The sequence below is a fragment of the Clostridium sp. UBA4548 genome, assembly GCF_002387895.1.
Taxonomy (GTDB): Bacteria; Bacillota; Clostridia; order Clostridiales; family Clostridiaceae; genus Clostridium_J.
In genome coordinates, this window is sequence record NZ_DGLI01000014.1 from 146831 (window position 1) to 172745 (window position 25915).

The following is a 25915-nucleotide window of genomic DNA, read 5'->3' on the forward strand; positions in this document are numbered from 1 at the left end:
CAAGTCCTGCCCCCGCAACCACATGGCGGAATAGCTCAGCTGGCTAGAGCATTCGGTTCATACCCGAAGTGTCGTAGGTTCAAGTCCTATTTCCGCTACCATATTTTTAATCAATATATTTGGTTGAAAGTTTTATGTTGTCCTACAAGGTAGGAGTCTACAGTGGCTATTGTTACTGTAAAGAAAGTGCTGGAGTGGCGGAACTGGCAGACGCACAGGACTTAAAATCCTGCGGTGGTTAAACACCGTACCGGTTCGATTCCGGTCTTCAGCACCAAAATATCGCGGGGTGGAGCAGCTGGTAGCTCGTCGGGCTCATAACCCGAAGGTCGTAGGTTCAAGTCCTGCCCCCGCAACCATAATTTAAAATTGTCTTTAATATGCTGGAGTGGCGGAACTGGCAGACGCACAGGACTTAAAATCCTGCGGTGGTTAAACACCGTACCGGTTCGATTCCGGTCTTCAGCACCAAATATCGCGGGGTGGAGCAGCTGGTAGCTCGTCGGGCTCATAACCCGAAGGTCGTAGGTTCAAGTCCTGCCCCCGCAACCATATATGGCGGAATAGCTCAGCTGGCTAGAGCATTCGGTTCATACCCGAAGTGTCGTAGGTTCAAGTCCTATTTCCGCTACCAAGTAAAAACTCACAACAATGGTTGTGAGTTTTTTATTTTACTTTAAAATTACAAAACACAATCTGCTAACAATGAAAAAGTCTATTAAATCAAGTTCATTAAAAAATGAAGAAATTGCATCAATTTAATATTATATGCAGGACTCATATAGTTTATAAAATAAATTTCCATCAGGAAAGTTTTTAAAGTTTTATATACCGACAGAATTACCCACATAAGTTACCAACATTTTTTTAATAAATTACATAGAGGTGTGAATAACTAATCTCAAGGAAACCTTTGATAAATTAGGCTTATGTAATAAAATGGAAATAAAGAGTAATGAAAGTGCTTTAGGTTAAATGTAAAAAAATTACATATTATTGTCATACTGTTTTTAATAATCTCTCACATGAAATGACATTTATTACCAATACCCTTTGTTATAATGAAATTGTAATTTAAAGGGGTGGGTGATTATTTTATGCAATATGGAGCAGAATTAAGAGCATATGAAAGAATTAAAAAATCAAAGGAAGTTAAAAACAACAGGGAGGAGACTCATAACAAAGTTTTAGTAAAGAGTATTGCGTTTTTGGTTATGTCTATTTTAATTAGCAGAACCATGCTTATTAATAAGTCAGCGCCCTTTGGTGTGGCATTTTTAGTAGTAGTACTTTTAATGGAGGATAACAAAATATCTCTTGTTACTTCTTTAGGGGCTATTTTAGGATACATAACCTTAAAAGGTACTTTGGATAATACCTTAATGTATGTAACCTTGGTACCGACAATAACCTTAGTAGCTATAATTACAAATAACTTTTTAAAGAAGTCTACAGAAAGAATACTTCTAGGCTTTGTGACAATTACACTAATACTGGGGTATAATATTCTTATAAGGGAATATAGCACTCTGATGGCTTTAGGAATAACCTTTATTGAGCTTCTTTGTATAGTTCCAGTATATTTTATCATAGATTATAGTATATCTTGTTTTAAGGAGATTAACACAAAACATTTATTTTCTAATGAAGAGTTAATATCTATGAGTATATTAGTATCGCTAATGGTAGCGGGTATGTGGAATGTGAATATCTTTGGAATATCCTTATTAAATATTTTTAGCTTATTTATAGTTTTAGGTATAAGTTATATTTGTGGATCTACTGTAGGGGCAGCTTCAGGTATTGCTATGGGAGTAATAGTTGGAATGTCAAACAACACTATATTTGTTTATGCAAGCATGTTAGGAATCTGTGGATTAGTTGGAGGATTATTTAAGGAAGGTGGAAAACTTCTTACTCTTCTATCATCTTTAGTAGTATTCTCTATAATGAAAATATACACCGTAAATTATAATCTTGAAGGTAGTTCACAGTTTATGATTATAGAGGCTGTTATTACTGCAATTGGTTTCCTGGCAATACCTCAAAGAATTTACCAAGCTGTAATCAATGAAGTTGACAGTGATAAAAAGGGAGAGGCCATTGATCAAAATTATGTAGAGAAAATAAGAGGTATTTTTGTTGATAGACTGGATCAGTTCTCTGAGGTGCTTCTTAATATGTCTAATATACTAACAGATCTAGCTGATAATGATAAATTAGATATGAAGAGCAAAAGTAGTGCACTAATCGAAAATCTTGCTAATAGAGTTTGTGGAAATTGCAATACTAATTGTATCTGTTGGAACAGAGAAATGCATCATACCTATTCTGCTTTTGGTGAACTTTTAGAGGTAGTCCAAGGAAAGGGTGGGGAATTTCCACAGGAGCTTGAACGAAAATGTATTAAGAAGGCTGCTTTAATTAGAAATGCAGAGGATATAGTTAACAAGTATATAATTAGTGAAATGTGGAGAAGTAGGCTTGCAGAAGGAAGGGAATTACTAGCTAATCAATTTAACAACATGGCTAAGTCTGTAGAGGAAATAGTAGATGAGTTTGCTAGTGATTTAAAAGAGGACAAAGAATCAGAAAAAAATATAATGAGAATGCTAGACAAACATGGCATAGAGTATAATGATGTGTTTTGTATTAATGATAAAAAGGGGCGACTTACAATACAACTCACCACAAAAAGTTGTGATGGATTAGGTACTTGTGTTAAGACTATGCTGCCTCTTATAAATGATAGTTTAGGCAAAGCAATGATGTTTAAAGAAGATGGGTGCAGAATTGATCCAACAACTAAGCTCTGCACAGCAACTTTTGAAGAAGCTACTAAATTTCAGGTTAAAACTTATGCTGCAAGGCAATGTAAAGATGGACAAACTACCTATGGAGATAGCTTTAGCTTTGGAAGAGCTAAAGATGGAAGTTATATGATGGTTTTAAGTGATGGTATGGGATCAGGACCACAAGCGGGCCGTGAAAGTGAAGCAGCAGTAGAATTAATTGAAAAGTTTACTGGAGCCGGGTTTAGCAAGACTACAGCTATAAACACAGTGAACTCAATAATGACTTTAAAATTCTCAGAAGAGGAGAAGTTTTCAACTGTAGATTTAAGTAGTATTGATTTATACACAGGAGAAATTGACTTTATGAAGGTTGGAGCAGTGGCTAGTATAGTAAAAAGTGATGACACTGTAGATATTATAAAATCCAAAACTTTACCAATTGGGATTTTGGACAAGGCAGATATTGAAGTTCATAAGAAAAAGCTAAAGCATGGAGATGTGGTAATTATGCTTAGTGATGGTGTTCTTGATTATGACGATGAGAGTTGTGGTAAAGTAGATTGGATTTTAGACTATATTTGCAGAAATGAAGGGTTAACTCCTAGAGATTTAGCAGAAGGAATTGTGGAAGAAGCTAAAAAATTAAGTGGCAATAAAGTTAAAGATGATATGACAGTAGTGGTTTCAAAGATTTATAGTGCTGCATCCTAAAGATAAAAAGCACATTAAGAGTGTAACATTAAAATCACTATCGAAAACTGTAAGGTTTAGATAGTGATTTTGTTTTTTTGTTAGTGTTTTAATTTATATATATTAATGGACATATTGTGAAAGGTTTTGTAGAGATTAAAGAAGTGAGGGGCTACATAGAAAAGTAAGGTATTAATTTCATTCAAAATATATAATATAAAGTTTAATTTTATATTATGATGTTTAATTTTTATCTAGTTTATGGTATCATGTGTAAAAAAATAAAATTAGGAAGTGTTTTAATGCTTAATAAAGTTTTAAATACTATAGAGAAGTATAACATGCTTAGCAAAGGAGATAGGGTTATTGTAGCTTTATCTGGAGGACCAGACTCAATGAGTCTATTATATGCACTTCATGTGTTAAAGGAAGAATATAACTTGACTCTTTATGCAGCTCATATTAATCATATGCTGAGAGGAAAAGATTCTGATAATGATGAGAGGGCAAGCAGAGAGTTTTGTGAAAGATATAATATTGAATTCTTTTCAAAGTCTATAGATATAGATAAGGTTTCTAAAGAAAAAAATATATCCCATGAGATGGCAGGACGAGAAGTGAGATATGAATTTTTTCATGAACTGTTAGAAAAGTTAAGTGGTAACAAGATAGCTCTAGCTCATAATTTAAATGACCAAGCTGAAACTGTATTAATGAGAATTATGAGAGGTAGTGGAGTAGAAGGATTAGTGGGAATAAAACCTGTTAGAGATAATATATTTATAAGACCGCTAATACAAACTAGCAGAAGAGATATAGAAGTTTACTGTAGTGAAAATAATCTTCCAGTAAGAATAGATAAGACAAATTTTGAAAATATATATACAAGAAACAAAATAAGGTTGGAGATGCTTCCTTACATAGAAAGTAACTTTAATGATGATATTATTAATACTCTAGGTAGAATGGCTTCCTTACTAAGCATAGATAATGAGTATTTAGAAGAAAAATCTTCTAAACTTTTTGAAAAATACTGTGATGTAAGGGAAGAAAAGGTTATAATATATAAAGATGCCTTTACATTGCATCCAGCAATTCTTAATAGAGTACTAAGAAAAGCTGTTTTAAAGGTTAAAGGAGATTTATATAATTTAGAAAGTAAGCATATAGAAGCTATTATAGGCATACAAAAAACTGCAACGGGAAAGTTTACTAGACTTCCAGGAGGAATATTATCTTCTAATGTATATAAGGATATACATTTATATAAAGAAAATATCCTTGGAGAAGATCATAACTCGAAAGTTACTGAGGCTACATATGACAGTTTAGTGATGAGTAAAGAATTTTATAGCACCTTACACCTAGGAGAAAATGAAGTAAGGGAGATAGGTAAGAAGATTATTTTAACAGTAATAAAAAAAGAGGATTATTTAAAAGGTAAAAGAAATGAAACAGTAAAATATTTTGATTTTGATAAGATAAAAGAACCAATTACCTTAAGGTTCAGAAAAGAAGGCGATAGATTTTCGCCTCTGGGTATGAATGGAAGTAAGAAAATTAAAGATATATTTATAGATCTAAAAATTCCAAGAGAAAAAAGGGATTTTATACCTCTATTATGTTTTAGTAATGAAATTAGTTGGATAATTGGACACAAAGTTAGTGATAAATTTAAGATTGATAAACATACTAATAATATATTAGAAGTAAAATATATTGATATGTGTTGGGATACTAATATACCTAAAATAGAAAGGCAGGAAGTTTATGAATAACCAAATCAAGGAAATTCTTCTGAATGAAGAAACCATAAGAGGAAAAGTTCAGGATCTAGGAGCTAAAATTAGTGAAGATTATAAGGGGAGAGATTTAATTGTTTTAGGAATTCTAAAAGGATCTGTATTTTTTATGTCCGACTTAATGAAGGAAATTTCAATTCCTTGCAAGATGGATTTTATGGCAGTTTCTAGTTATGGGGATGCAACCGAATCTTCAGGAATTGTTAAAATTATAAAGGACTTGGATTTTGAGATAAAGGGAAAAGATGTGTTAATAGTTGAAGACATTATAGACTCAGGAATTACTTTAAAGTATTTAATGAAATACTTATCTGCAAGAAACCCTAAGACTTTAGAGATAGCTTGCTTACTTAATAAACCTGAAAGAAGAAAAGAAGAGTTGAGTGTAAAATATTTAGGCTTTGATGTGCCAGATTATTTCCTTGTTGGTTATGGACTTGATTATGCAGAGCATTATAGAAATTTACCATATGTAGGAATTTTAGATGAAAAAGTTTATAAAAAGTAAACTACATAAAATAATCTGTTTATATTTAATATGTTGTTGTAAACCAAAATTTCCTATGTTAGAATTTTTAAGTAAATAATTACTAGAAAGAGAGGGGGACCTTAAATGAAAAAATTTTCTAGCGCAACAGTATGGTTACTAGTTTTGATATTGGTAATTTTTTCTGCCCTTACCCTATTTGATGGAGCTGGAAATGTCAAATCGATTGATGTAAAAGAATTTGAAACTTATATGAAGGATAAGAAAGTAACTGAAGTAAAGCTGTCAGATACTGAGAGAACCTTAGTTGGTAAACTAGATGATGGAACACAATTTAGTGTAAATATAATTAAAGAAAGATATTTAGATATTGTAAAGCAGTATCCAAATGAGAATTTAAAAATTGAGCAATATACACCACCAACTTCGGTACCGGTATGGCTAAACTTCCTACCAAGTCTACTTTTAATTCTGGTAGTGGTGGTATTTTGGGCCATGTTTATGAATCAGTCCAGCGGCGGCGGTGGCGGTGGCCGTGGCGTTATGAATTTTGGTAAAAGCAGAGCAAAAATGGCTACACCAGATAAGAAAAAGGTAACCTTCAATGATGTGGCTGGTGCTGATGAAGAAAAGGCTGAGCTTGAAGAAGTAGTTGATTTTTTAAAGACTCCAAAAAAATATATAGAGGTTGGAGCAAGAATCCCTAAGGGAATACTTTTAGTTGGACCTCCAGGAACAGGAAAAACCTTACTTGCAAAAGCTGTAGCAGGTGAAGCTGGAGTACCATTCTTTAGTATTTCAGGTTCAGATTTTGTTGAAATGTTTGTAGGAGTTGGAGCTTCAAGAGTTAGAGACCTGTTTGAACAAGCAAAAAAGAATGCACCATGTATCATATTTATAGATGAAATTGATGCTGTAGGAAGACAAAGAGGTGCAGGTCTTGGCGGTGGACATGATGAAAGAGAGCAAACTTTAAACCAACTTTTAGTTGAAATGGATGGTTTTGGAGTAAATGAAGGAATTATCATGGTAGCGGCAACAAATAGACCTGATATTCTTGACCCAGCACTTTTAAGAGCTGGAAGATTTGATAGGCAAATTGTAGTAGGTGCACCTGATGTTAAAGGTAGAGAAGAAATATTAAAGGTTCACTCAAAAAATAAACCTTTAAGCTCAGAAGTTAAGCTTGATATATTAGCTAAGAGAACTCCAGGTTTTACAGGAGCAGACCTTGAAAACTTATTGAATGAATCAGCACTTTTAACAGTTAGAAACCGTAAAAAAGTTATTGATATGGTAGAACTTGAAGAAGCTATTACAAGAGTAATTGCAGGACCAGAGAAAAAATCGAGAGTTATAAGTGATAAGGATAAGAGATTAACTGCCTATCATGAAGCTGGTCACGCAGTAGTTTCTAAGTACCTTCCAAACTCCTATGCTGTTCATGAAATAAGCATAATTCCTAGAGGAATGGCTGGAGGTTACACCCTACATTTACCAGATGAAGATACTTCTTACACATCTAGATCTAAATTAAAGGATGAAATGGTTGGTCTTTTAGGTGGTAGAGTAGCTGAAGCTATAATATTAAAAGAAATTAGTACTGGAGCTAAAAATGATATCGATAGAACTACATCCATAGCTAAGAAGATGGTTATGGAATATGGTATGAGTGATGTGCTAGGACCAATATCCTTTGGTAAGGATGACAGTGAAGTATTCTTAGGAAGAGATATTGGAAGAGCTAGAGACTTCTCAGATGAAGTTGCCTCAACTATTGATAGAGAAATTAGAGGACTAATTACTGAGGCTTACCAAAGAGCAGAAAAAATTCTTAATGAAAATATTGATAAGTTACATGATGTAGCAAAAGCTTTATTAGAAAAAGAAAAACTTACTGCTGAAGAGTTTAATGCTATCATGGAAGGAAAATCTTTAGATGAAATTGCTATTGATAAGATTATTAAAGATAGCACAGAAAAGGCAAGAGAAGATCTGGAGAGTCCAACGGTAAGCATTACAACTAATGAAACCTTGATTAGAGATAATATGAAAGCTGTAGAAGGTGGGTCCTTAGATTATGGTCTAGGAGAAAACTCTTTAGAAACAGATAAAGAAAATAGTGAAAGCAATCAATAAATAGATATTGAAAACAATAAGAAAAAATAAACTCCTATGCAACTTGCATAGGAGTTTATTTTCTCAGTGAATAGTTTATATAGTGTGAAAATTTGAAGATGGAGCATACACGAACAAAAATCAAATATATGAGAAAAACGTTCGTTAAGGGAGGATGGTGGAATTACTTGCGAAAAATGTCGGGAAACCTACTTCCTCAAGTATGTACTCAGATTTATAAGTTGTGCTATAATAAAATAGTCAGCTAAGGTATTATGACATTAATATTCAGAAGGTTCATAATATGGGGTTAGGAGCTTGAGGGAATGGAGAATAGATTAAGAGAAGGAATAAGTGCTGTTATAGAAAAGGTGGTTGATAAAGCTGAAACTGCGAGTAGCATTGGATCAGGAAGTGTAGATGTTTATGCAACACCAGCAATGATTGCACTTATGGAAAATGCAGCTAAAAGTGCGGTGGATTTACACCTAACTTATGGTGATACTACTGTAGGAGTAGAGATAAATGTAAAACATATTAGAGCTACACCGGCGGGAAGTAGGGTAAGATGTGAAGCAGTAGTTGAAAGAGTTCAAGGAAAAAGTATAACATTTTCCATTAGAACATGGGATGAAAAAGGGCTAATTGGTGAGGGTACTCACATTAGATACATGGTTAATATTAAAAAATTCATGAGTAGCTATAAAATTTTTTAGGGTTTAGGAGGAATACAGATGTTTAGTGATATCGAGATAGCACAAAAGGCTAAAATGTTACCAATATTGGAAATGGCAAAGGGGATTGGACTTACGGATGATGATATTGAGCTTTATGGTAAGTACAAAGGAAAAATCTCATTAGATGTACTAAAGAGAAATGAAAACAAACAGGATGGAAAACTTATTTTAGTTACAGCGATAAATCCTACACCAGCAGGAGAAGGAAAGTCCACTGTAACTATAGGACTTGGACAAGCTTTATGTAGTATTGGAAAGAATGCAGTAATTGCGTTAAGAGAGCCTTCTCTTGGACCTGTGTTTGGTGTAAAAGGGGGAGCAGCTGGAGGTGGATATGCTCAGGTAGTTCCTATGGAAGATATAAATCTTCATTTTACAGGAGATATGCATGCTATAACGGCAGCAAATAATCTTCTTTCAGCAGCTATTGATAATCATATACATCAGGGTAATGAACTTAAAATAGACTCTAGAAGAATTATCTTTAAAAGAGTATTAGATATGAATGATAGGGCTTTAAGAAATATTGTAGTAGGTCTAGGTGGAACACCGAATGGTTTCTTAAGAGAAGACGGTTTTACAATTACAGTAGCTTCAGAAGTTATGGCTATATTATGTCTTTCAAAGGATTTAATGGATTTAAAAGAGAGATTTGGACGTATATTAGTAGCTTATAATTTAGAAGGAAATCCTGTATATTGTAAGGATTTAAACGTACAAGGAGCTATGGCGACCTTGATGAAGGATGCAATTAAGCCAAATCTTGTGCAAACTTTAGATAATACTCCAGCTATAATACATGGAGGACCATTTGCTAATATTGCTCATGGCTGTAATAGTATACTTGCTACTAAGATGGCACTAAAACTTGGGGATTATGTAGTTACAGAAGCAGGGTTTGGAGCAGATTTAGGTGCAGAAAAATTCTTTGATATAAAATGTAGGTTTGGAGGATTAAAGCCAAGCTGTGCAGTGATAGTTGCTACTATTAGAGCTATTAAACATCATGGCGGAGTTAAAAAAGATAGCTTAAGCATACCTAGTGTAGAAGCTTTAACTAAGGGAATAGTAAATCTAGAAAAACAAATCGAAAATGTTAAAAAGTATGGAGTTCCTGTAGTTGTAGCTATAAACAAATTTATTTCTGACAGTGATGAAGAGGTTAAGTATATTGAAGAGTTCTGTAGAGGATTAGGCGTTTCTGTATCACTTACAGAAGTTTGGGAAAAGGGAGCGCTAGGTGGGCAGGATCTTGCAGAAAAAGTTCTTAAATCTATAGATAGCAAGGAAAACAACTTTAAAGTACTATATGATGAGAATTTAGATATTAAAGAAAAAGTTGAAATTATAGCGAAGGAAATCTATGGTGCAGATGGAGTGGATTTCACACCAGCAGCAAAAAAACAAATTAGTGAAATAGAAAAATTAGGACTTCATAGAGTGCCAATTTGCGTTGCTAAAACTCAAAATTCTCTTTCAGATAATCCTAGTTTACTAGGAAGACCTAGTGGATTTAATATATCTGTAAAAGAAGTTAAATTATCTAATGGGGCAGGTTTTATAGTGGTATTAACTGGAGCTATAATGACTATGCCAGGGCTTCCAAAGATTCCATCTGCTTCAAAGATAGATATCGAGGAAGATGGAACTATTCATGGCTTATTCTAAAAACTGTGTTTTCTCCGTAGCAAGTGCAATGAGGGGATAGTTATAGGAAATGCAGGTATATTCTTAAATTTTAATTTTCTATATAGAAAGTAAATTATTTTATGTAACAAATTTAGGGTTATAAAAGCCTTTTCTTATAATTATAAAATTATGTATTTTTTAAAAGGTCTATAAAGTAGTTGAAATACTCTTTATAGGTCCTTTTTATTTTGTGGAAAACTAAAATTTTCATAATAAGCCTTAGTTTTAAGAAATAGGTTATAAAGGTTTATATTAGGTATAGAAAGCTAGATATATATAAGATTAGGAGAAAGTATGATTTTGCTAAGTTTATAAAAGAACTTTCTTTCTATGATTTAGTTTTAGGTATAAATTATAGGGATATGCAAAAATTAAGAATAGGGAAATAAAATAAGTCAGGAGTAGTATGATTTTGAGTCCGAAAGGAAATGAAAATATAAAAGTTGGGTAGCTATAAGTTAAACATGGAAATAAGTAATCAATGAAATTTCCTTTATGAAGACAATAAGAAATTAGAAAATAAATTCCCAGAAAAATGCAGCAAAACTTGCAAACTTTATGTACAAATACCAATTTTTATGTTAATATTATACGGGGAAAAGTAATAAAAGTCAGGAGGCAAGGATATGAACAAACTTGAAGTGTTCCATTCAATTAAGGATAAAGCACACCAAGGTGGTGGAACTGATAAAATCCAAATGCAACACAATTTAAATAAAATGACTGCAAGAGAAAGAATTGCCACATTGGTAGATGAAGGCACTTTTATAGAATTAGGTGCATTAATAGCAGGTAATGCTGCTGGAGTAATTACTGGACATGGAACTATAGGCGGAAGATTAGTATATGTTTATAGCTTTGATTACACAGTTGAAGGTGGAGCTTTTAATAAAGCTATGGCTAAAAAGATATGCAATTTACTAGATAATGCTGGAAAGATGGGAGCGCCAGTAGTTCAAATAGTTGATTCTGTTGGAGCTAAGTTAAGTGAAGGAATAGAGCTTTTATCTTCTTATGGAATGATACTAAGAAAGATAGGTAAACTTAGTGGTGTTATTCCACAAATTTCTGTGATATGTGGACCGTGTTATGGTATGGCAGCAATGGGGGCTACAATGGCTGATTTTACTATAGCGGTTAACGAAATAGGGGAATTAGGGATAAACTCTAGTGAAAAAATAAGTAAAGTAGAAGAAAAATATGTAGATGAATCTATGTTTAGTGATGGAAATTATGCAAGTAAAAATGGAAATGCAAATTTTTTAGCGGAAAGTGAAATTCATGCATTTAAACTTGCAAAAAATATAATAAAGTATTTACCAGCTAATAATTTAGAAACACCATGGACTACAGAAGAAGATTATAACTTAAACCAATTAAGGGAAGAACTTGAGAGTATGGTGGCAGATGAGAACTACTCTATGGATAGTATTATTGCTAACATTGCAGATAATGGAAGTGTTTTAGAAGTTAACAGAGAATATGTAGAAGGTTTTAAAACTGGATTAATAAAAATCAATGGGCTAACTGTAGGAGCAATATGGAATAGCTTTGTTAAATCAAAGATAACTAATGAAGGAATTATGAAGGTTTCTAGCTTTGTTAGATTATGCGATAGCTTTAACATTCCTATTCTATCATTAGTTGATACTAATGGTTTTGCTATAAGTCTTGAAGAAGAAAAGAAAGGTCTTGGAAGAAATGCTGGAAGACTTCTTTATAGTTTAATAGATGCAACAGTACCTAAAGTTTCTCTTATAATTGGAGAAGCTAACGGAGCAGGTTATGTAGCTTTAGCTAGCAAGGAGGCTGCTTTTGATGTTACGCTTGCTTGGCCAAGTGCAAGGGTTTCTTTAACAAATCCGAAAGAGCTTATTAAGTTTATGCATAGAGCAGAAATAATGTCGTCTTCAGACCCAAAAGTTAAGGAAAAGGAAGTAGTAGAAAGATATATGGAAGAAATGGTTAGTCCATACAAAGCGGCAGAGCTAGGACTAATTGATGATATAATTAATCCAAGTGAAACGAAGCAAAGAATATTTGCAATACTAGATATGTTACAGAGTAAGAGAGAGTTAAGCTACCCTAAAAAACACGGAAGCACATTAGTTTAGGGAGGTATTGATATGAATGAATCAATAGCAAGCAAGCTTGCTTCTTCACTAAATGTTTCCTTTGTTGCTATGGCTATAGTATTTGGAATTCTTATAATACTATGGTTTGTAATTAAATCTCAAAGTTTTCTACTTGGAGGAAAAAAAGGTTCTCAAGTAGAAGAACGTGTTGATTTAAATGAAGTAAAACAAGGAAGTATAGAAGAAGTATTACAGATTATAGATATAAATAAAGACTATGAGATAGTGGCAGCAATAATGGCAGCCTTATCTGCTGAACTAGGTACACCTATATCAGGGCTAAATATTAAGAGCATAAAGAGAGTAGATACTTTAAACTCTAACTGGCAAAAGACTTCTATTGATGAGAAGTTAAATAATTAGGGAGGATTGAATTATGAAAATATATAATGTTACTGTTAATGGAAATACATATCAAGTAGAAGTGGAGGAAGTAAAGGGGGAGTTTACTCAACCAGTAGCTCCAGTAGCAACACCAGCACCGGCGGCAGTTGCACCACAACAACCTGTAGCAGCACCACAACCAGTTGCACCAGCACCAACAGAAGCACCGAAACCTGTAGCTAAACCAAATAATGCAACCGGGGAAAAGATTGAATGCCCAATGCCAGGTACTATAGTAAAAGTTAATGTTACAGAAGGGGCTACTGTAAAAAAAGGTGATGTTTTAGTAGTTCTAGAAGCTATGAAAATGGAAAATGAAATCATGTCACCAGTTGATGGAACAATAGCACAGGTGAATGTTGCTAAAGGTGTAGCAGTTAACTCAGGAGACTTATTAGTAGTAATAGCTTAATTTTAAGTTCTTAATGCTAAGGATTAAAATATATAAGAAATAAAATTTAAATAATAACTTGATTTAAAGATGAAAACTTAGTTATGCATTTTTAAAAGATACTAAGGTAACTGAGAAAGTTAATATTATTCAACAATTTGGGGCTTTAATGTATCATTAGGCCCCAAAGGTTTTGTTGAAGAGTAGGAGGCATTTAAATGAATGTTTTTGAAGTTTTAAAGGACTTAATAAGTGAATCAGGCTTTGCTAATATACAGGGAAATGAATTGCTTATGATAGGAATTTCGTTAATATTGGTTTACTTAGCAATAAGAAAGCAATTTGAACCACTATTATTACTTCCTATAGCCTTTGGTATGCTACTTACTAATTTACCAGTGGTAGATATTATGGCAGAGCCATTAAAAGGTGAACCAGGAGGTTTATTGTATTATCTCTCAAGAGGGGTAAAGTGGGAGATCTTCCCACCGCTTATATTTTTAGGGGTAGGTGCTATGACTGATTTTGGTCCATTATTAGCAAACCCTTCTAGTGTACTTATGGGAGCAGGAGCACAATTTGGAATATTCTTTGCTTATACCTTAGCTATTCTTCTAGGATTTACTCCACAAGAAGCTTCAGCTATTGGTATTATAGGTGGAGCAGATGGGCCTACAGCTATATTTGTAACAAATAAGCTAGCGCCACATTTGCTTGGACCAATTGCTGTGGCGGCTTATTCATATATGGCATTAGTGCCAGTTATTCAACCGCCTATTATGAGATTAATGACAACTCCAGAGGAAAGAAAAATAAAAATGGGACAGTTGAGACAAGTTAAAAAAATAGAGAAAATTGTTTTTCCTATTTTAGTTGCTATCTTAGTTATTTTATTTATTCCCTCTTTAATTTCTCTTATAGGTATGCTAATGCTTGGTAATTTATTTAGAGAATCAGGAGTAGTGGGGCGATTAACTGATACTGCTCAAAATGCATTAATTAATATAATAACTATATTCTTAGGACTTTCAGTAGGGGCAACAGCTAAGGCTGAGATTTTTGTAAGATTGGATACAATCAAAATAATAGGATTAGGAGTTCTTGCCTTTGCTTTTGCTACTTTTGGAGGGCTTGTTATTGGTAAGATTATGTGTAAGATTACCAAAGGTAAGATTAATCCACTCATAGGCTCTGCTGGAGTTTCGGCAGTACCTATGGCTGCAAGGGTTTCCCAGGTAGAAGGTCAGAAAGCGGATCCTACAAACTTTTTATTAATGAACGCTATGGGACCTAATGTAGCGGGTGTTATTGGAAGTGCAATTGCAGCTGGAGTACTATTATCACTTTTTGGTGCAAGATAATAAATAAAGACATTTGCTTAAATATGAATAATTTTTTAAAAGAGTTTATACTACAGTTAAGTAAGTATAGACTCTTTTTTTTATGGATAGTATATGAGAAAAGGAGGAGATACAATGATACCAAATAAAACTTCTGTAATTAATAATCTTATAGAAAAGGAGAACTTATTAATCAATCAGTATGAACAGTATCTAAAAACAGTAGAAAACACACCTAAATATGATACTATAAAGGAACTCATTGAAAGGCACAATAATCACATATGGACTTTGCAAAAACTCTTAAGGAGGTAGTTGTAAGATGTATAAAGAAAATCGTAGCCACAAAGAGAAGGTTTTAAGAAGTAACAGAATTACTAATGGTGAAAATAAACTAAGAAACATGTATATGATGCTTATGAACAATGAAAGAGAAGGAACAATAAAAGAAGAGGTTTTCAATATATTTAAAGACCAAAGGGATATTATAGGCATAATAAATTCGGAAAACAAGTGGTTAATAGAATAGACACTTTAATATATACATAATTTTAAATCCTCATAGAGAAGCAAGATTTTAGGTAACTCTAGGGTGTATTAAATTACTAATTATCTCAAAAATAATTAGCATATACTCATATATGGAGCTATAACTGAAGTCCAAATCAATTTTACTTAGGAAAAAGATGATATGGTGGAAAATGACATAACTCCAAGGTTTATAGTAAAATACTATATGAGAGAGAAAACTACATTAAAGAAAGTTTAATTCGGTATTAAAGGGTAAAGTGAATAGTATATATAACTTGACAAATAGGATTAACTTGTTACAATTAAATTGTTATTTTAAATGAGGATTTAGTTTTCAAAAGCAGCTATTAAGCTGCTTTTAATTATATAGAGGTGAATTAAAATGATATTAGTACTAGATGTAGGAAATTCAAATATTGTATTGGGTATTTATAAAGAAAAGAAGCTGTTAGTTGAATGGAGATTGTCTACGGATTATAAAAGAACTGCTGACGAATATGCAATACAAGTGACACAACTATTTTATCAGAGTGGAGTAGATATGGAAAATATAGAAGGAGTGATAATTTCTTCTGTTGTACCAAATATAATGTACTCTCTTGAGCACATGGTGAGAAAATATTTCAACACTACCCCTATAATTGTTGGTCCTGGAGTAAAGACTGGGATTAATATTAAGTATGATAATCCTAAAGAAGTAGGAGCAGATAGAATTGTTAATGCTGTAGCAGCTTATGAAACTTATAAGAAAGCTATAATAATAATTGATTTCGGAACAGCTACAACATTTTGTGCTATAGCAAGCAATGGGGATTATTTAGGAGGAACTATTTGTCCAGGAATAAAAATCTCCTCAGAAGCATTATTTGAAAGAGCTGCAAAGCTTCCAAGAGTGGAACTAGTTAAACCAGAAACTGTTATATGTAAAAATACAGTTGCAAGTATGCAAGCGGGTATAATCTATGGATATATTGGTCAAGTAGATTATATAGTTAACAAAATGAAAAAAGAGATACAAGCTAAGGGTGATGATGAACCGGTAGTTATAGCCACTGGTGGACTTGCTAAATTAATAGCTCAAGATTCTACTACAATTGATAAGGTAGAACCATTTTTAACTTTAGATGGATTAAGAATAATTTATCAGAAGAATAAGGAATAATAAACTTCTAATAATAACTTTAATATAATAGTAATACTATGTAAGTATAGGGACCTAAGGTTGAGGTTGCACTTGTACATGAACTTACCTTGGTTCCCTTAAAACATCCTCAATGAGCTAGATGTAACACTGAGGAAACTTATAGAATCACTAAAAACACTAAAGAATAGGTGAGAAGATGAAAATAGGTAATCTCTATTTTGAAAATCAGGTATCTTTAGCTCCTATGGCTGGTGTAACTGACATAGCCTTTAGAGGAATTTGCAAGGAAATGGGTTGTGGACTAGTTTACACAGAGATGGTTAGTGCTAAAGGATTATTTTATAATAGTAAGAACACAGAAAGTCTTATGAGAATATCAGAAGAAGAAAAACCAGTAGCTCTTCAAATCTTTGGAAGTGATCCTAAGATTATGGCTCATGCCTGTGAGGTTTTTAATACCATGGAAGAGGTATGTATTGTGGATGTTAATATGGGGTGCCCTGTGCCAAAGATAGTGAAGAATGGAGAGGGATCAGCCTTAATGAGAGATCCTGAGCTTGCGGCAAGTATAGTAAGGGAAATGAAGAAAGTTTCAAAGAAACCTGTAACTGTTAAGTTTAGAAAGGGTTTTGATGAGAATAATATTAATGCAGTAGAATTTGGTAAAGTTCTCGAAGAAGCCGGGGCAGATGCAATTGCTGTACATGGTAGGACTAGAGAGCAAATGTATGAAGGGAAAGCAGATTGGGATATAATAAGGCGAGTTAAGGAAGGTGTGAACATTCCTGTTATAGGCAATGGAGATGTGTTTTCTGTGGAAGCTGCCATGCGATTGAAGGAATATACTCATTGTGATGGAATAATGGTTGCGAGAGGCGCTATGGGTAATCCTTGGTTATTTAAACAAATACAACAGGGTTTAAAAGGAGAAGAAATTCTAGAACCATCACCTGTAGATAAGGTGAATATGTGTATATTGCATCTTGATTTATCAATGAAATACTTCGAGGAAATTAAAGCAGTTAGAGAAATGAGAAAACATATAGCATGGTATATTAAGGGATTAAGATATTGCACAGATATAAAGGATAAAATTAATTCTTTGACTAAATACCAAGATGTATTAAATGTGTTAGAAGACTATAAGAGTTCCTTAATGGAGGTTTAAAGCAGATAAATGGTTTAGCTTACCTATTATTGACAATGCGGTAAGTGTGTTTTATAATAACTTAAAGCATTGAAAAATAGCCATAAATAAATGGTTTGCTACCTGCGGTAAATGACGATAAAGTTAAAGTGATTAAGTACTTTAGGCAACTGGTGAACAACTTTATAGTATATCTTTTTATTAGTAAATCATCACGGTGCCTGCTAATTTACATTAATTAAAAATTAGCTTTATGAATAATTACAACTTTAAATTATTGTTTTTAATAATGAATATTTAAATAGAAAGCATAGCTTTATTATATAATTGAAGGGGAGAGAAAAAATGAGCGATTCAAAAAAATATATAATGACTTATGAGGGAATAAAGAAACTTGAGGATGAATTAGAATATTTAAAAACAGTTAAGAGGAAAGAAATAACTGAAAAAATTAAGGTAGCTTTAGGTTATGGAGATTTAAGTGAAAACTCTGAATATGATGAAGCTAAAAATGAGCAGGCCTTTGTAGAAGGAAGAATAATTCAACTTGAAAATATGCTAAGAAATGCATCTGTAGTAGATGAAAGTGAAATTGAAAAAGATGTTGTTAGCATTGGAGCAGTTGCTAGAGTTAAAGATTATGAATTTGATGAAATAGAAGAATATCATATTGTTGGTTCAGCAGAAGCGGATCCGATGGAAAATAAAATATCTAATGAATCACCAGTGGGTAAAGCACTTATTGGTAAAAAAGTAGGAGACATAGTTGAAGTTATTGTTCCAGATGGAATAAACAAGTATGAAGTGTTGGAAATAAAAAGAGCATAGGAGGAATTTAAATGTCTACAGGAGAAAATAATGTAAATGTACCAGAGTTGGAAGTGGATAATGAACAAATAGAAAACGGAGAAGCTGAATACAATGAACAAGTAAGGATAAGAAGACAAAAGCTTGCAGAGTTACAAGCTGAAGGAAAAGATCCTTTCGATGTGTATAAGGTTGAAAGAACTCATACATCTCAGCAAGCTAAAGAAGAATTCGAAGCTTCAGAAGCTTCAGCAGAGACAGAAGAAAAAATTGTAACTATAGCAGGAAGACTTATGTCTAAAAGAATTCAAGGTAAAGCAGGATTCTGTGATGTTCATGATAGATATGGAAAAATTCAAGTTTATATAAGATTAGATCAAGTAGGAGAAGAACAGTTTAAAGATGCTAAGACGTTTGACATTGGAGATTTCTTAGCTGTAACAGGAAAAGTTTTTAGAACTAAGACTGGTGAAGTATCTGTTAAAGCTACTAATGTACAGCTAATATCTAAATCTTTAAAACCACTACCAGAAAAATGGCATGGACTTAAAAATCCTGATTTAAAATATAGACAAAGAGAAGTAGATTTAGTTATGAACCAAGAGGTTAGGGATACTTTCATGAAGAGAGTAAAAATAATCAGTGGTATCAGAGAATTCCTTGACAGCAGAGGATATTTAGAAGTTGAAACTCCTATACTTTCACCTATAGCTGGTGGAGCTGCGGCAAGACCATTTACAACTCACCATAATGCATTAGATATAGATATGTACTTAAGAATTGCCACAGAATTATATCTAAAAAGATGTATAGTTGGAGGATTTGAAAAAGTTTATGATATGGGTAAAAACTTCAGAAATGAAGGAATTGATATAAGACATAACCCAGAATTTACAATGATAGAACTTTATGAAGCTTATGCTGATTATAATGACATGATGAAGATTACAGAAGATTTAATAGCTCATGTATGTATGAAGGTTCATGGTACAACTAAAGTTACATACCAAGGAACAGAGATAGACCTTACTCCACCATGGAGAAGAATTACTATGGTAGATGCAGTTAAGGAATATTCAGGAGTAGACTTCGCACAAGTGAAAACTGATGAGGAAGCTAGAGTCATTGCTAAGGAAAAACACTTAGAGTTCAAAAAGGAATTAAAAGATTGCACAAAGGCAGATGTACTAAATGCGCTATTTGAGGAGTATGCAGAAGAGCATTTAATTCAACCAACTTTCCTTTGCGATTACCCAGTAGAAATTTCACCACTTACAAAGAAAAAACGTGGAAATGATGAGTTTACTGAAAGATTTGAAGGCTTTATTTATGGAAGAGAAATATGTAATGCTTACTCAGAACTTAATGATCCAATAGTTCAAAGAGATAGATTCATGCAGCAATTAAGAGAGAGGGAACTTGGAGACGATGAAGCGTATATGATAGATGAGGAATTCATGAATGCGCTTGAAGTTGGTATGCCACCAACTGGAGGTCTTGGAATAGGAATAGATAGAATAGTAATGTTCTTAACAGATTCTTACTCAATAAGAGATGTAATTCTGTTCCCAACAATGAAACCAATACAATAAATAAGAGGATCTATAGCTTAGGCTATAGATTTTTTTATTTCAATTTAAATATTGTAAAGGAGTTAGAGGAGGTTTATGATTAGAAAAAACGTTATATGGGAGTCTTTAGATAATATAGGTCAAGAATCTTTACTAATTATTGAAGAGGATGACAACTTTATTGTGGAATCAGTTGTACTTGGAGTATCTAAAGAGCTACCTTATCGTATCTGGTACAGCATCGCTTGCGATAGGAAGTGGACGGTGAGAGAAGTTACTATTAAGAGTATAGAAATGAACTGTAAGGAAATAAAATTAATATCAGATGGAAACGGCAATTGGAGCATTGATACTACAGTAGCTGAAAACTTAGAGGGATGTGTTGATATTGATATATCAGTAACTCCATTTACAAATACTATACCAATTCGTAGGTTAAACTTAGAAAAAGGTGAGTTACATAAAATAAATGTAATTTATATAGATGCAATAAGTTTTATGATTAAGCCTGTAACTCAATGCTATACCTATTTAAGTGAGAAAAATAATGTGCATAAGTATTTATACGAAAATCTATCAAATGGCTTTGCGTCTGAAATTTATGTTGATGATAGTGGGATCGTTATAGAGTATCCTGAACTTTATAAAAGAATATTTTAGTATATGCAGATATATTTTTAGTTTCACTTTGTCTCTAAATTATATATAATTTTGATCTGTTTTAAGCTATGGGTTAGAGATGTGAAGAGGTTATCTATATCTTTTAGGGAAACCATTTCTCATGAAAATAAAAAAAGTGGCGAAATGGTTACTCTATATAGTAAGTATAAATAACAAATATAAAAATTCTTATAAAAAATTTAAAAAGGTGTTGTATTTTTTGAAAAAGTTGATATAATATATCTTGTAAGGCATAATATTCCGCGATAGCTCAACGGTGGAGCACTCGGCTGTTAACCGATAGGTTGGAGGTTCGAATCCTCTTCGCGGAGCCATTTTTTTATTTTTTGAAAAATATAATTAAAATTTTAGGATTGGCACTGTGCCAATCTTTTTGTTTTAATGAAATCCATAGCTTAATTAAGAGTAATTATAGAGAAGATGATTTAAGATTAAATTATTACTTGTAATTAGTAGTTTCTTTAAAAGATATATATGAATTAGTTAAGTTACAAATATCTAAGTTACTCTTGAGGAAAGATATGAAAGTTATCGTTAAGGTTGGTGATTAAATATAAAATAGGGTATTAGCAAAATCTAATAATGCTTAGTGCTTATATATTAATACATATAAGCATAAAATTTTACAACAATGGGAATGATTTAAGTAATATAATCAATAGAAAAGTATAAAACTTTAATACCTAATCTTGACAATAAAATAAGTTTTGGTAGAATATAGATTATAATCTTATATAGGTACAGAGAAAAAATATATATAATAATATTAATGGTTACACATAGTTAGTGTAAATGATATAATATTATAAATTAGAGAAATAAATACAATTAATATATTAATCGCGATGATAAAGAAGAGTAACAATAAATTTTTTTATAGAGAGATGATGGTTGGTGAAAATCATTAGAGGATTATTGTGAAGGGAGCTTTTGAGTGAGAGTTTTGAAAGATGGGCTATTGCCAATAAGGGTGGAACCGCGGAAGAATTTTCGTCCCTTACTTGGCAATAGCTTTTTTATTTTTTTATATTAAAACCTAAATAACGTGTTGTTTTTTTAATGGATTAATGACCAATATGAGTTTTTAATCTAAGCTCAATTTATGGTTAATTATAAAATAAAAATAATTTAATGGAGGTATTGTATATGGCTGCAGAATTAACAATGGATAAATTAGTTGCACTATGTAAAAATAGAGGGTTTATATTCTCAGGATCAGAGATTTATGGAGGTCTTGCTAACTCTTGGGATTATGGTCCGCTAGGTGTGGAGTTTAAGAATAATGTTAAAAAGGCTTGGTGGAAAAAGTTTGTTCAAGAAAGTCCATATAATGTGGGCCTTGATTGTGCAATACTTATGAATCCTGAAGTTTGGGTAGCATCAGGACACGTGGGTGGATTTTCAGATCCTTTAATGGACTGTAAGGAATGTAAAGCAAGATTTAGAGCTGACAAACTTGTAGAAGACCATATGACAGCTCAAGGAGCAGAAGTTGCTGTTGCGGATGGTTGGACTAATGAGGAATATAAAGAATATATAGATAAACACGAAATTGTATGTCCAAAATGCGGAAAGAGAAATTTTACAGATATAAGAAAGTTCAATCTTATGTTCAAAACTTTCCAAGGAATAACTGAAGATAGCAAAAATGAAATTTTCTTAAGACCTGAAACAGCACAAGGTATATTTGTAAACTTTAAAAATGCTCAGAGAACATCGAGAAAAAAGGTTCCTTTTGGAATAGCACAAATAGGTAAATCTTTTAGAAATGAAATTACACCAGGAAACTTTATATTTAGAACAAGAGAGTTTGAGCAAATGGAACTTGAATTCTTCTGCAAACCAGGAACAGATTTAGAATGGTTTGGTTACTGGAAGGATTACTGTAAACACTTCTTGTTTAACTTAGGAATGAAAGAGGTTAACTTAAGATTTAGAGACCATAAGGCAGAAGAATTATCTTTCTATAGTAATGCTACTTGTGATATAGAGTTCTTATTCCCATTTGGATGGGGCGAGCTTTGGGGTATAGCTGACAGAACAGATTATGACTTGAAGAAACACATGGAACATTCAGGGGAGGATTTAAGTTACTTAGATCCAGTTACAAACGAAAAATACGTACCTTATTGCATAGAACCTTCTCTTGGGGCTGATAGAGTTGCATTAGCATTCTTATGCAATGCTTATGAGGAAGAAGAGCTTGAAGGCGGAGATGTAAGAACAGTAATGCACTTACACCCTGCACTTGCACCGTTTAAAGCTGCAGTACTACCGTTGAGCAAGAAATTAAGCGATAAGGCTCTTGAGGTTTATTCTATGCTTTCTAAAAAATTCAATGTAGATTATGATGAGGCAGGAAGTATTGGAAAGAGATACAGAAGAGAAGATGAAATAGGAACCCCGTTCTGTATAACCGTTGACTTTGATACTTTGGAAGATAATACTGTAACTGTTAGAGATAGGGATACAATGGAGCAAATCAGACTTTCTGTTGAAGAGCTTACTAAATATATCGAAGAAAGAATTGAATTTTAATTAAATCTAAAATATATATAGAAAAATATGAAGTTTTTTACATGTAAGGTATTTAACTTTGGATAATAAAGTATATTTTAAGGATTTTATTAAAAGAAAAGAATTTGTTTAAAGAGCTATATATGACTAATTTGAAAAAAGTCCATGGATTAAATCCATGGACTTTTAAAATTGCTAAAGAATAAATTTCAATATAAATATACCTGTTTTTATAAGGCTAAAGCTTGCAAATATATGGCTTGAACAAATTTTCGATAAAAAAATAACCGGATTTTCATCCGGTAAAATAGGGTTTAATCATGGGGATATGTTATGTGTTATGTTAAAACTTTGGGGAATCGTTTTAACATATTTCCTTACGGCACATGAGTTAGTATAACATATCGAAATTTGTAAATCAATATGTCGAAATTAAGTTTTTATATTTATTTTATTCTTACAATTCAGATAAGAATAAAATTTTTGAATAGAAAAAATGTAAATGTATACAATGGATATTCTGAATCTGTGTTTTATTAAAAGGCTAAAAGTGATATAATTATTAATGGATTTAAAGCATTATTTTATGAAAGATAATATTTAAAGCAATGCCCAATTTTAAGGATACTTTATAATGGAAATTTTCCGATTTTTTTCAGATAGGGTTCCTGATAGATATTAAAATTTTCATGAAAATTAACTCTTATTCTTAAGAAGTGGAATGAGATGATTTTATCACAAGATTTTAGGAAAAAAGTGATTTTATATTACTATAAAATCAAATTAATACAATTTATATATTAATTATAGCTGGAGGCTTAAGATGAGAAAGAATTTTAATGAGTTTAAAGAGTTTATAAAAAATAAAAATGTAGCTGTAGTAGGTATAGGGGTAAGTAATATACCTTTAATAGAATTTCTTGTGAAATTAGAGGCTAAGGTTACAGCCTTTGATAAAAAAAATTCAAATGAATTAGAAGAAGTAGTAAATAAGTTTTCTCCAAAGGGTGTATGTTTTCAGTTAGGAGCAAGTTACTTAAGTGGATTAAAAGGATTTGATGTAATATTTAAAACACCATCAATGAGAATAGATAGTGAAGCTTTAGTGGCTGCTAAGGAAGAAGGAACTTATATTACGTCAGAAATGGAAGAGTTTGTGAGATATTGTCCTGCAAAGGTTTATGGAATAACAGGTAGTGATGGTAAGACTACTACTACCTCCTTAATTTATAAACTTTTAAAAGAAGAAGGTTTTGATACTTGGGTAGGCGGGAATATTGGAACGCCATTATTTACAAAAATTGAAGAGATAAAAACTAGTGATAGAGTTGTTTTAGAATTATCAAGTTTTCAATTGATGACAATGACTGATTCACCAGATGTAGCATTAATAACAAATTTATCCCCAAACCACTTAGATATGCATAAAGGTATGGAAGAATATGTAGAAGCAAAGAAAAATATATTCAAATATCAAAATAAAGAAAGTTTATTGGTTTTAAACAAAGATAACAATATTACCGCATCTATGATTGGGGAAAGCAAAGGTAGTTTATATACCTTTAGCATAAAAGAAACTATAAATCAAGGAGCATACTTTAAAGATAACAATTTATATGCAAAAGGAGTAAAGGTATGTAGTAAAAATGAAGTTAGGTTACAAGGAATGTATAATATAGAGAACCTTCTAGCGGCATTTGCTTGTACTTGCGATGAGGTTTCAATAGAAACTATGAAAAAGGTAGCTATGACCTTTACAGGAGTAGAGCATAGAAATGAGTTTGTAAGAGAGTTAGATGGAGTAGAATACTATAATAATTCCATTGCATCAAGTCCTACTAGAACAGTAGCTAGTTTGTTGTCTTTTGAAAAACCAGTTATATTATTGGCAGGTGGATATGATAAAAATTTGCCATTTGAGCTCTTAGCATTTGAAGGACATGAAAAAATAAAGACTCTAATATTATTAGGAGCTACTAGAAATAAAATAAAGGCTGCTTTTGATTTGTTAAAGAGAGAAAAGGGGATAGAAGTTCCCATATATATAGTTGATTCGCTAGAAGAAGCCGTTAATAAAGCGAGAGAAGTATCCAAAGAAGGGGATATTGTAGCGCTAGCACCAGCGTGTGCAAGTTTCGATATGTTTCCTAACTTTGAGGTTAGAGGAAATAAATTTAAGGAGCTTGTAAATTCCTTAAAATAGCTCTTATAGATTTTTAAAAGGAGATAACTAATTTAATTGTTTATATATTAGTACTTCCTATTATCTAGCTACAGGTGTAATAATAAGAAAGTAATCAATAAATACTAGAAAAGCATAAAATAAAAAATGTTAAAGTATTTTCAATTAGGATTAATAAGATAAAAGTTAAGGTAATGTAATAAAATATAAAATAAAAAGCAAGTTACAATATGTATAACTTGCTTTTTATTATTTATGGACTTCTATGGCGAAACCTATTCTGTTTGTGTATAAGAGGTTTAAGAAAATAAGGTGAGAACAGATAAAATTAATTTTCATTTTCACTTAGACAAGTTGTTTCCTTGAATGATAGAAAAACCTCATAAGTATAATAAATCCTTGAATAGAAGGCAAGTAATTTGAAAAATGAAAGAAAATAAGGGAAACGTTACCTAGAGTATCATTATGAGAAAAAGGAAGAAAGAAAGTGATTTTTTTAGAGATATTTACTTATGGTTGAATAATAGATATCAATGATGGGTATGTATATATATAATGTTATATAATACATCTTGTCGCTGAGTTAACCGCAAAGTTAACAAAAAGAGCGATGGTAAGAAATCTAAAACAACTACTTAATACATAGAAAATTACTTAAAAGTTTTTCTAAAAAAAGTGTTGACAAGATGGGTTAGAGATGATAAAATATAAAAGTCGCCAGATGGTGACAATGCTACAGTGTAGCACAAAATTGGTCTTTGAAAATT

Annotated in this window: 19 protein-coding genes, 7 tRNA genes and 1 other annotated feature; all 26 genes read left to right on the forward strand. The window is 32.1% G+C overall.

Annotation, left to right across the window (positions count from 1 at the left end; translation table 11 throughout):
- Positions 1-24 precede the first annotated feature (24 nt).
- The 26 genes from B3040_RS05565 to murD all read left to right on the forward strand — a co-directional run bounded on the left by B3040_RS05565 (position 25) and on the right by murD (position 25169).
- Positions 25-101, forward strand: a tRNA-Met gene (locus tag B3040_RS05565).
- Positions 102-188: 87 nt separating this feature from the next.
- Positions 189-277, forward strand: a tRNA-Leu gene (locus B3040_RS05570).
- A gap of 6 nt (positions 278-283) precedes the next feature.
- Positions 284-359: transfer RNA gene (locus B3040_RS05575), tRNA-Met, on the forward strand.
- 23 nt (positions 360-382) lie between these two features.
- A tRNA-Leu gene (locus tag B3040_RS05580) sits at positions 383-471 on the forward strand.
- A gap of 5 nt (positions 472-476) precedes the next feature.
- Positions 477-552: transfer RNA gene (locus B3040_RS05585), tRNA-Met, on the forward strand.
- Between the two features lie 5 nt (positions 553-557).
- A tRNA-Met gene (locus tag B3040_RS05590) sits at positions 558-634 on the forward strand.
- A 463-nt stretch (positions 635-1097) separates the two neighbouring features.
- Positions 1098-3506, forward strand: a complete 2409-nt coding sequence (gene spoIIE, locus B3040_RS05595; RefSeq protein ID WP_291571033.1) for a stage II sporulation protein E — start codon at positions 1098-1100, stop codon at positions 3504-3506.
- 281 nt (positions 3507-3787) lie between these two features.
- Entirely contained in the window at positions 3788-5263 is a 1476-nt protein-coding gene (gene tilS, locus B3040_RS05600; RefSeq protein WP_291571035.1) for a tRNA lysidine(34) synthetase TilS, read from the forward strand.
- Complete coding sequence (gene hpt, locus B3040_RS05605; protein WP_291571036.1) at positions 5256-5795, forward strand: hypoxanthine phosphoribosyltransferase; 540 nt, start codon at positions 5256-5258, stop codon at positions 5793-5795. Before tilS ends, hpt begins: the two co-directional genes overlap by 8 nt.
- Before the next feature lie 105 nt (positions 5796-5900).
- Complete coding sequence (gene ftsH, locus B3040_RS05610; RefSeq protein WP_291571038.1) at positions 5901-7913, forward strand: ATP-dependent zinc metalloprotease FtsH; 2013 nt, start codon at positions 5901-5903, stop codon at positions 7911-7913.
- Between the two features lie 305 nt (positions 7914-8218).
- Entirely contained in the window at positions 8219-8608 is a 390-nt protein-coding gene (locus tag B3040_RS05615) for a thioesterase family protein (protein WP_291571040.1), read from the forward strand.
- Between the two features lie 18 nt (positions 8609-8626).
- A complete protein-coding gene (locus B3040_RS05620) occupies positions 8627-10297 on the forward strand; it encodes a formate--tetrahydrofolate ligase (RefSeq protein WP_291571042.1) in 1671 nt (556 codons plus the stop codon).
- Positions 10298-10944: 647 nt separating this feature from the next.
- Positions 10945-12432 (forward strand): acyl-CoA carboxylase subunit beta, encoded by a 1488-nt coding sequence (locus B3040_RS05625; protein WP_291571044.1) that lies wholly within the window; start codon positions 10945-10947, stop codon positions 12430-12432.
- Between the two features lie 12 nt (positions 12433-12444).
- A complete protein-coding gene (locus B3040_RS05630; RefSeq protein WP_291571045.1) occupies positions 12445-12816 on the forward strand; it encodes an OadG family protein in 372 nt (123 codons plus the stop codon).
- 13 nt (positions 12817-12829) lie between these two features.
- Positions 12830-13249: a biotin/lipoyl-containing protein gene (locus tag B3040_RS05635; protein WP_291571048.1), complete on the forward strand. Its 420-nt coding sequence runs from the start codon at positions 12830-12832 to the stop codon at positions 13247-13249.
- 197 nt (positions 13250-13446) lie between these two features.
- On the forward strand, positions 13447-14589 hold the full coding sequence (locus B3040_RS05640) for a sodium ion-translocating decarboxylase subunit beta (RefSeq protein ID WP_291571050.1): 1143 nt from the start codon (positions 13447-13449) through the stop codon (positions 14587-14589).
- Between the two features lie 114 nt (positions 14590-14703).
- Positions 14704-14883 (forward strand): hypothetical protein, encoded by a 180-nt coding sequence (locus B3040_RS05645; protein WP_017414749.1) that lies wholly within the window; start codon positions 14704-14706, stop codon positions 14881-14883.
- A gap of 7 nt (positions 14884-14890) precedes the next feature.
- Entirely contained in the window at positions 14891-15097 is a 207-nt protein-coding gene (locus B3040_RS05650; RefSeq protein WP_017414748.1) for a hypothetical protein, read from the forward strand.
- A gap of 384 nt (positions 15098-15481) precedes the next feature.
- The gene (locus tag B3040_RS05655; RefSeq protein WP_291571052.1) at positions 15482-16261 is read left to right on the forward strand and encodes a type III pantothenate kinase; all 780 of its coding nucleotides are present in this window, start codon (positions 15482-15484) and stop codon (positions 16259-16261) included.
- Positions 16262-16439: 178 nt separating this feature from the next.
- The gene (dusB, locus tag B3040_RS05660; protein WP_291571054.1) at positions 16440-17411 is read left to right on the forward strand and encodes a tRNA dihydrouridine synthase DusB; all 972 of its coding nucleotides are present in this window, start codon (positions 16440-16442) and stop codon (positions 17409-17411) included.
- Between the two features lie 324 nt (positions 17412-17735).
- Complete coding sequence (gene greA, locus B3040_RS05665) at positions 17736-18218, forward strand: transcription elongation factor GreA (RefSeq protein WP_291571056.1); 483 nt, start codon at positions 17736-17738, stop codon at positions 18216-18218.
- Positions 18219-18229: 11 nt separating this feature from the next.
- Complete coding sequence (gene lysS / locus B3040_RS05670) at positions 18230-19789, forward strand: lysine--tRNA ligase (RefSeq protein WP_414632523.1); 1560 nt, start codon at positions 18230-18232, stop codon at positions 19787-19789.
- A 75-nt stretch (positions 19790-19864) separates the two neighbouring features.
- Positions 19865-20428, forward strand: coding sequence for a putative glycolipid-binding domain-containing protein (locus tag B3040_RS05675; protein WP_291571059.1), 564 nt, complete (start codon positions 19865-19867; stop codon positions 20426-20428).
- A gap of 260 nt (positions 20429-20688) precedes the next feature.
- Positions 20689-20763 (forward strand) — tRNA-Asn (locus tag B3040_RS05680).
- A gap of 522 nt (positions 20764-21285) precedes the next feature.
- Positions 21286-21450, forward strand: a binding site (T-box leader).
- Positions 21451-21595: 145 nt separating this feature from the next.
- The gene (locus tag B3040_RS05685; protein WP_291571061.1) at positions 21596-22987 is read left to right on the forward strand and encodes a glycine--tRNA ligase; all 1392 of its coding nucleotides are present in this window, start codon (positions 21596-21598) and stop codon (positions 22985-22987) included.
- An 802-nt stretch (positions 22988-23789) separates the two neighbouring features.
- Positions 23790-25169, forward strand: coding sequence for a UDP-N-acetylmuramoyl-L-alanine--D-glutamate ligase (gene murD, locus B3040_RS05690; protein WP_291571063.1), 1380 nt, complete (start codon positions 23790-23792; stop codon positions 25167-25169).
- Positions 25170-25915: the final 746 nt, after the last annotated feature.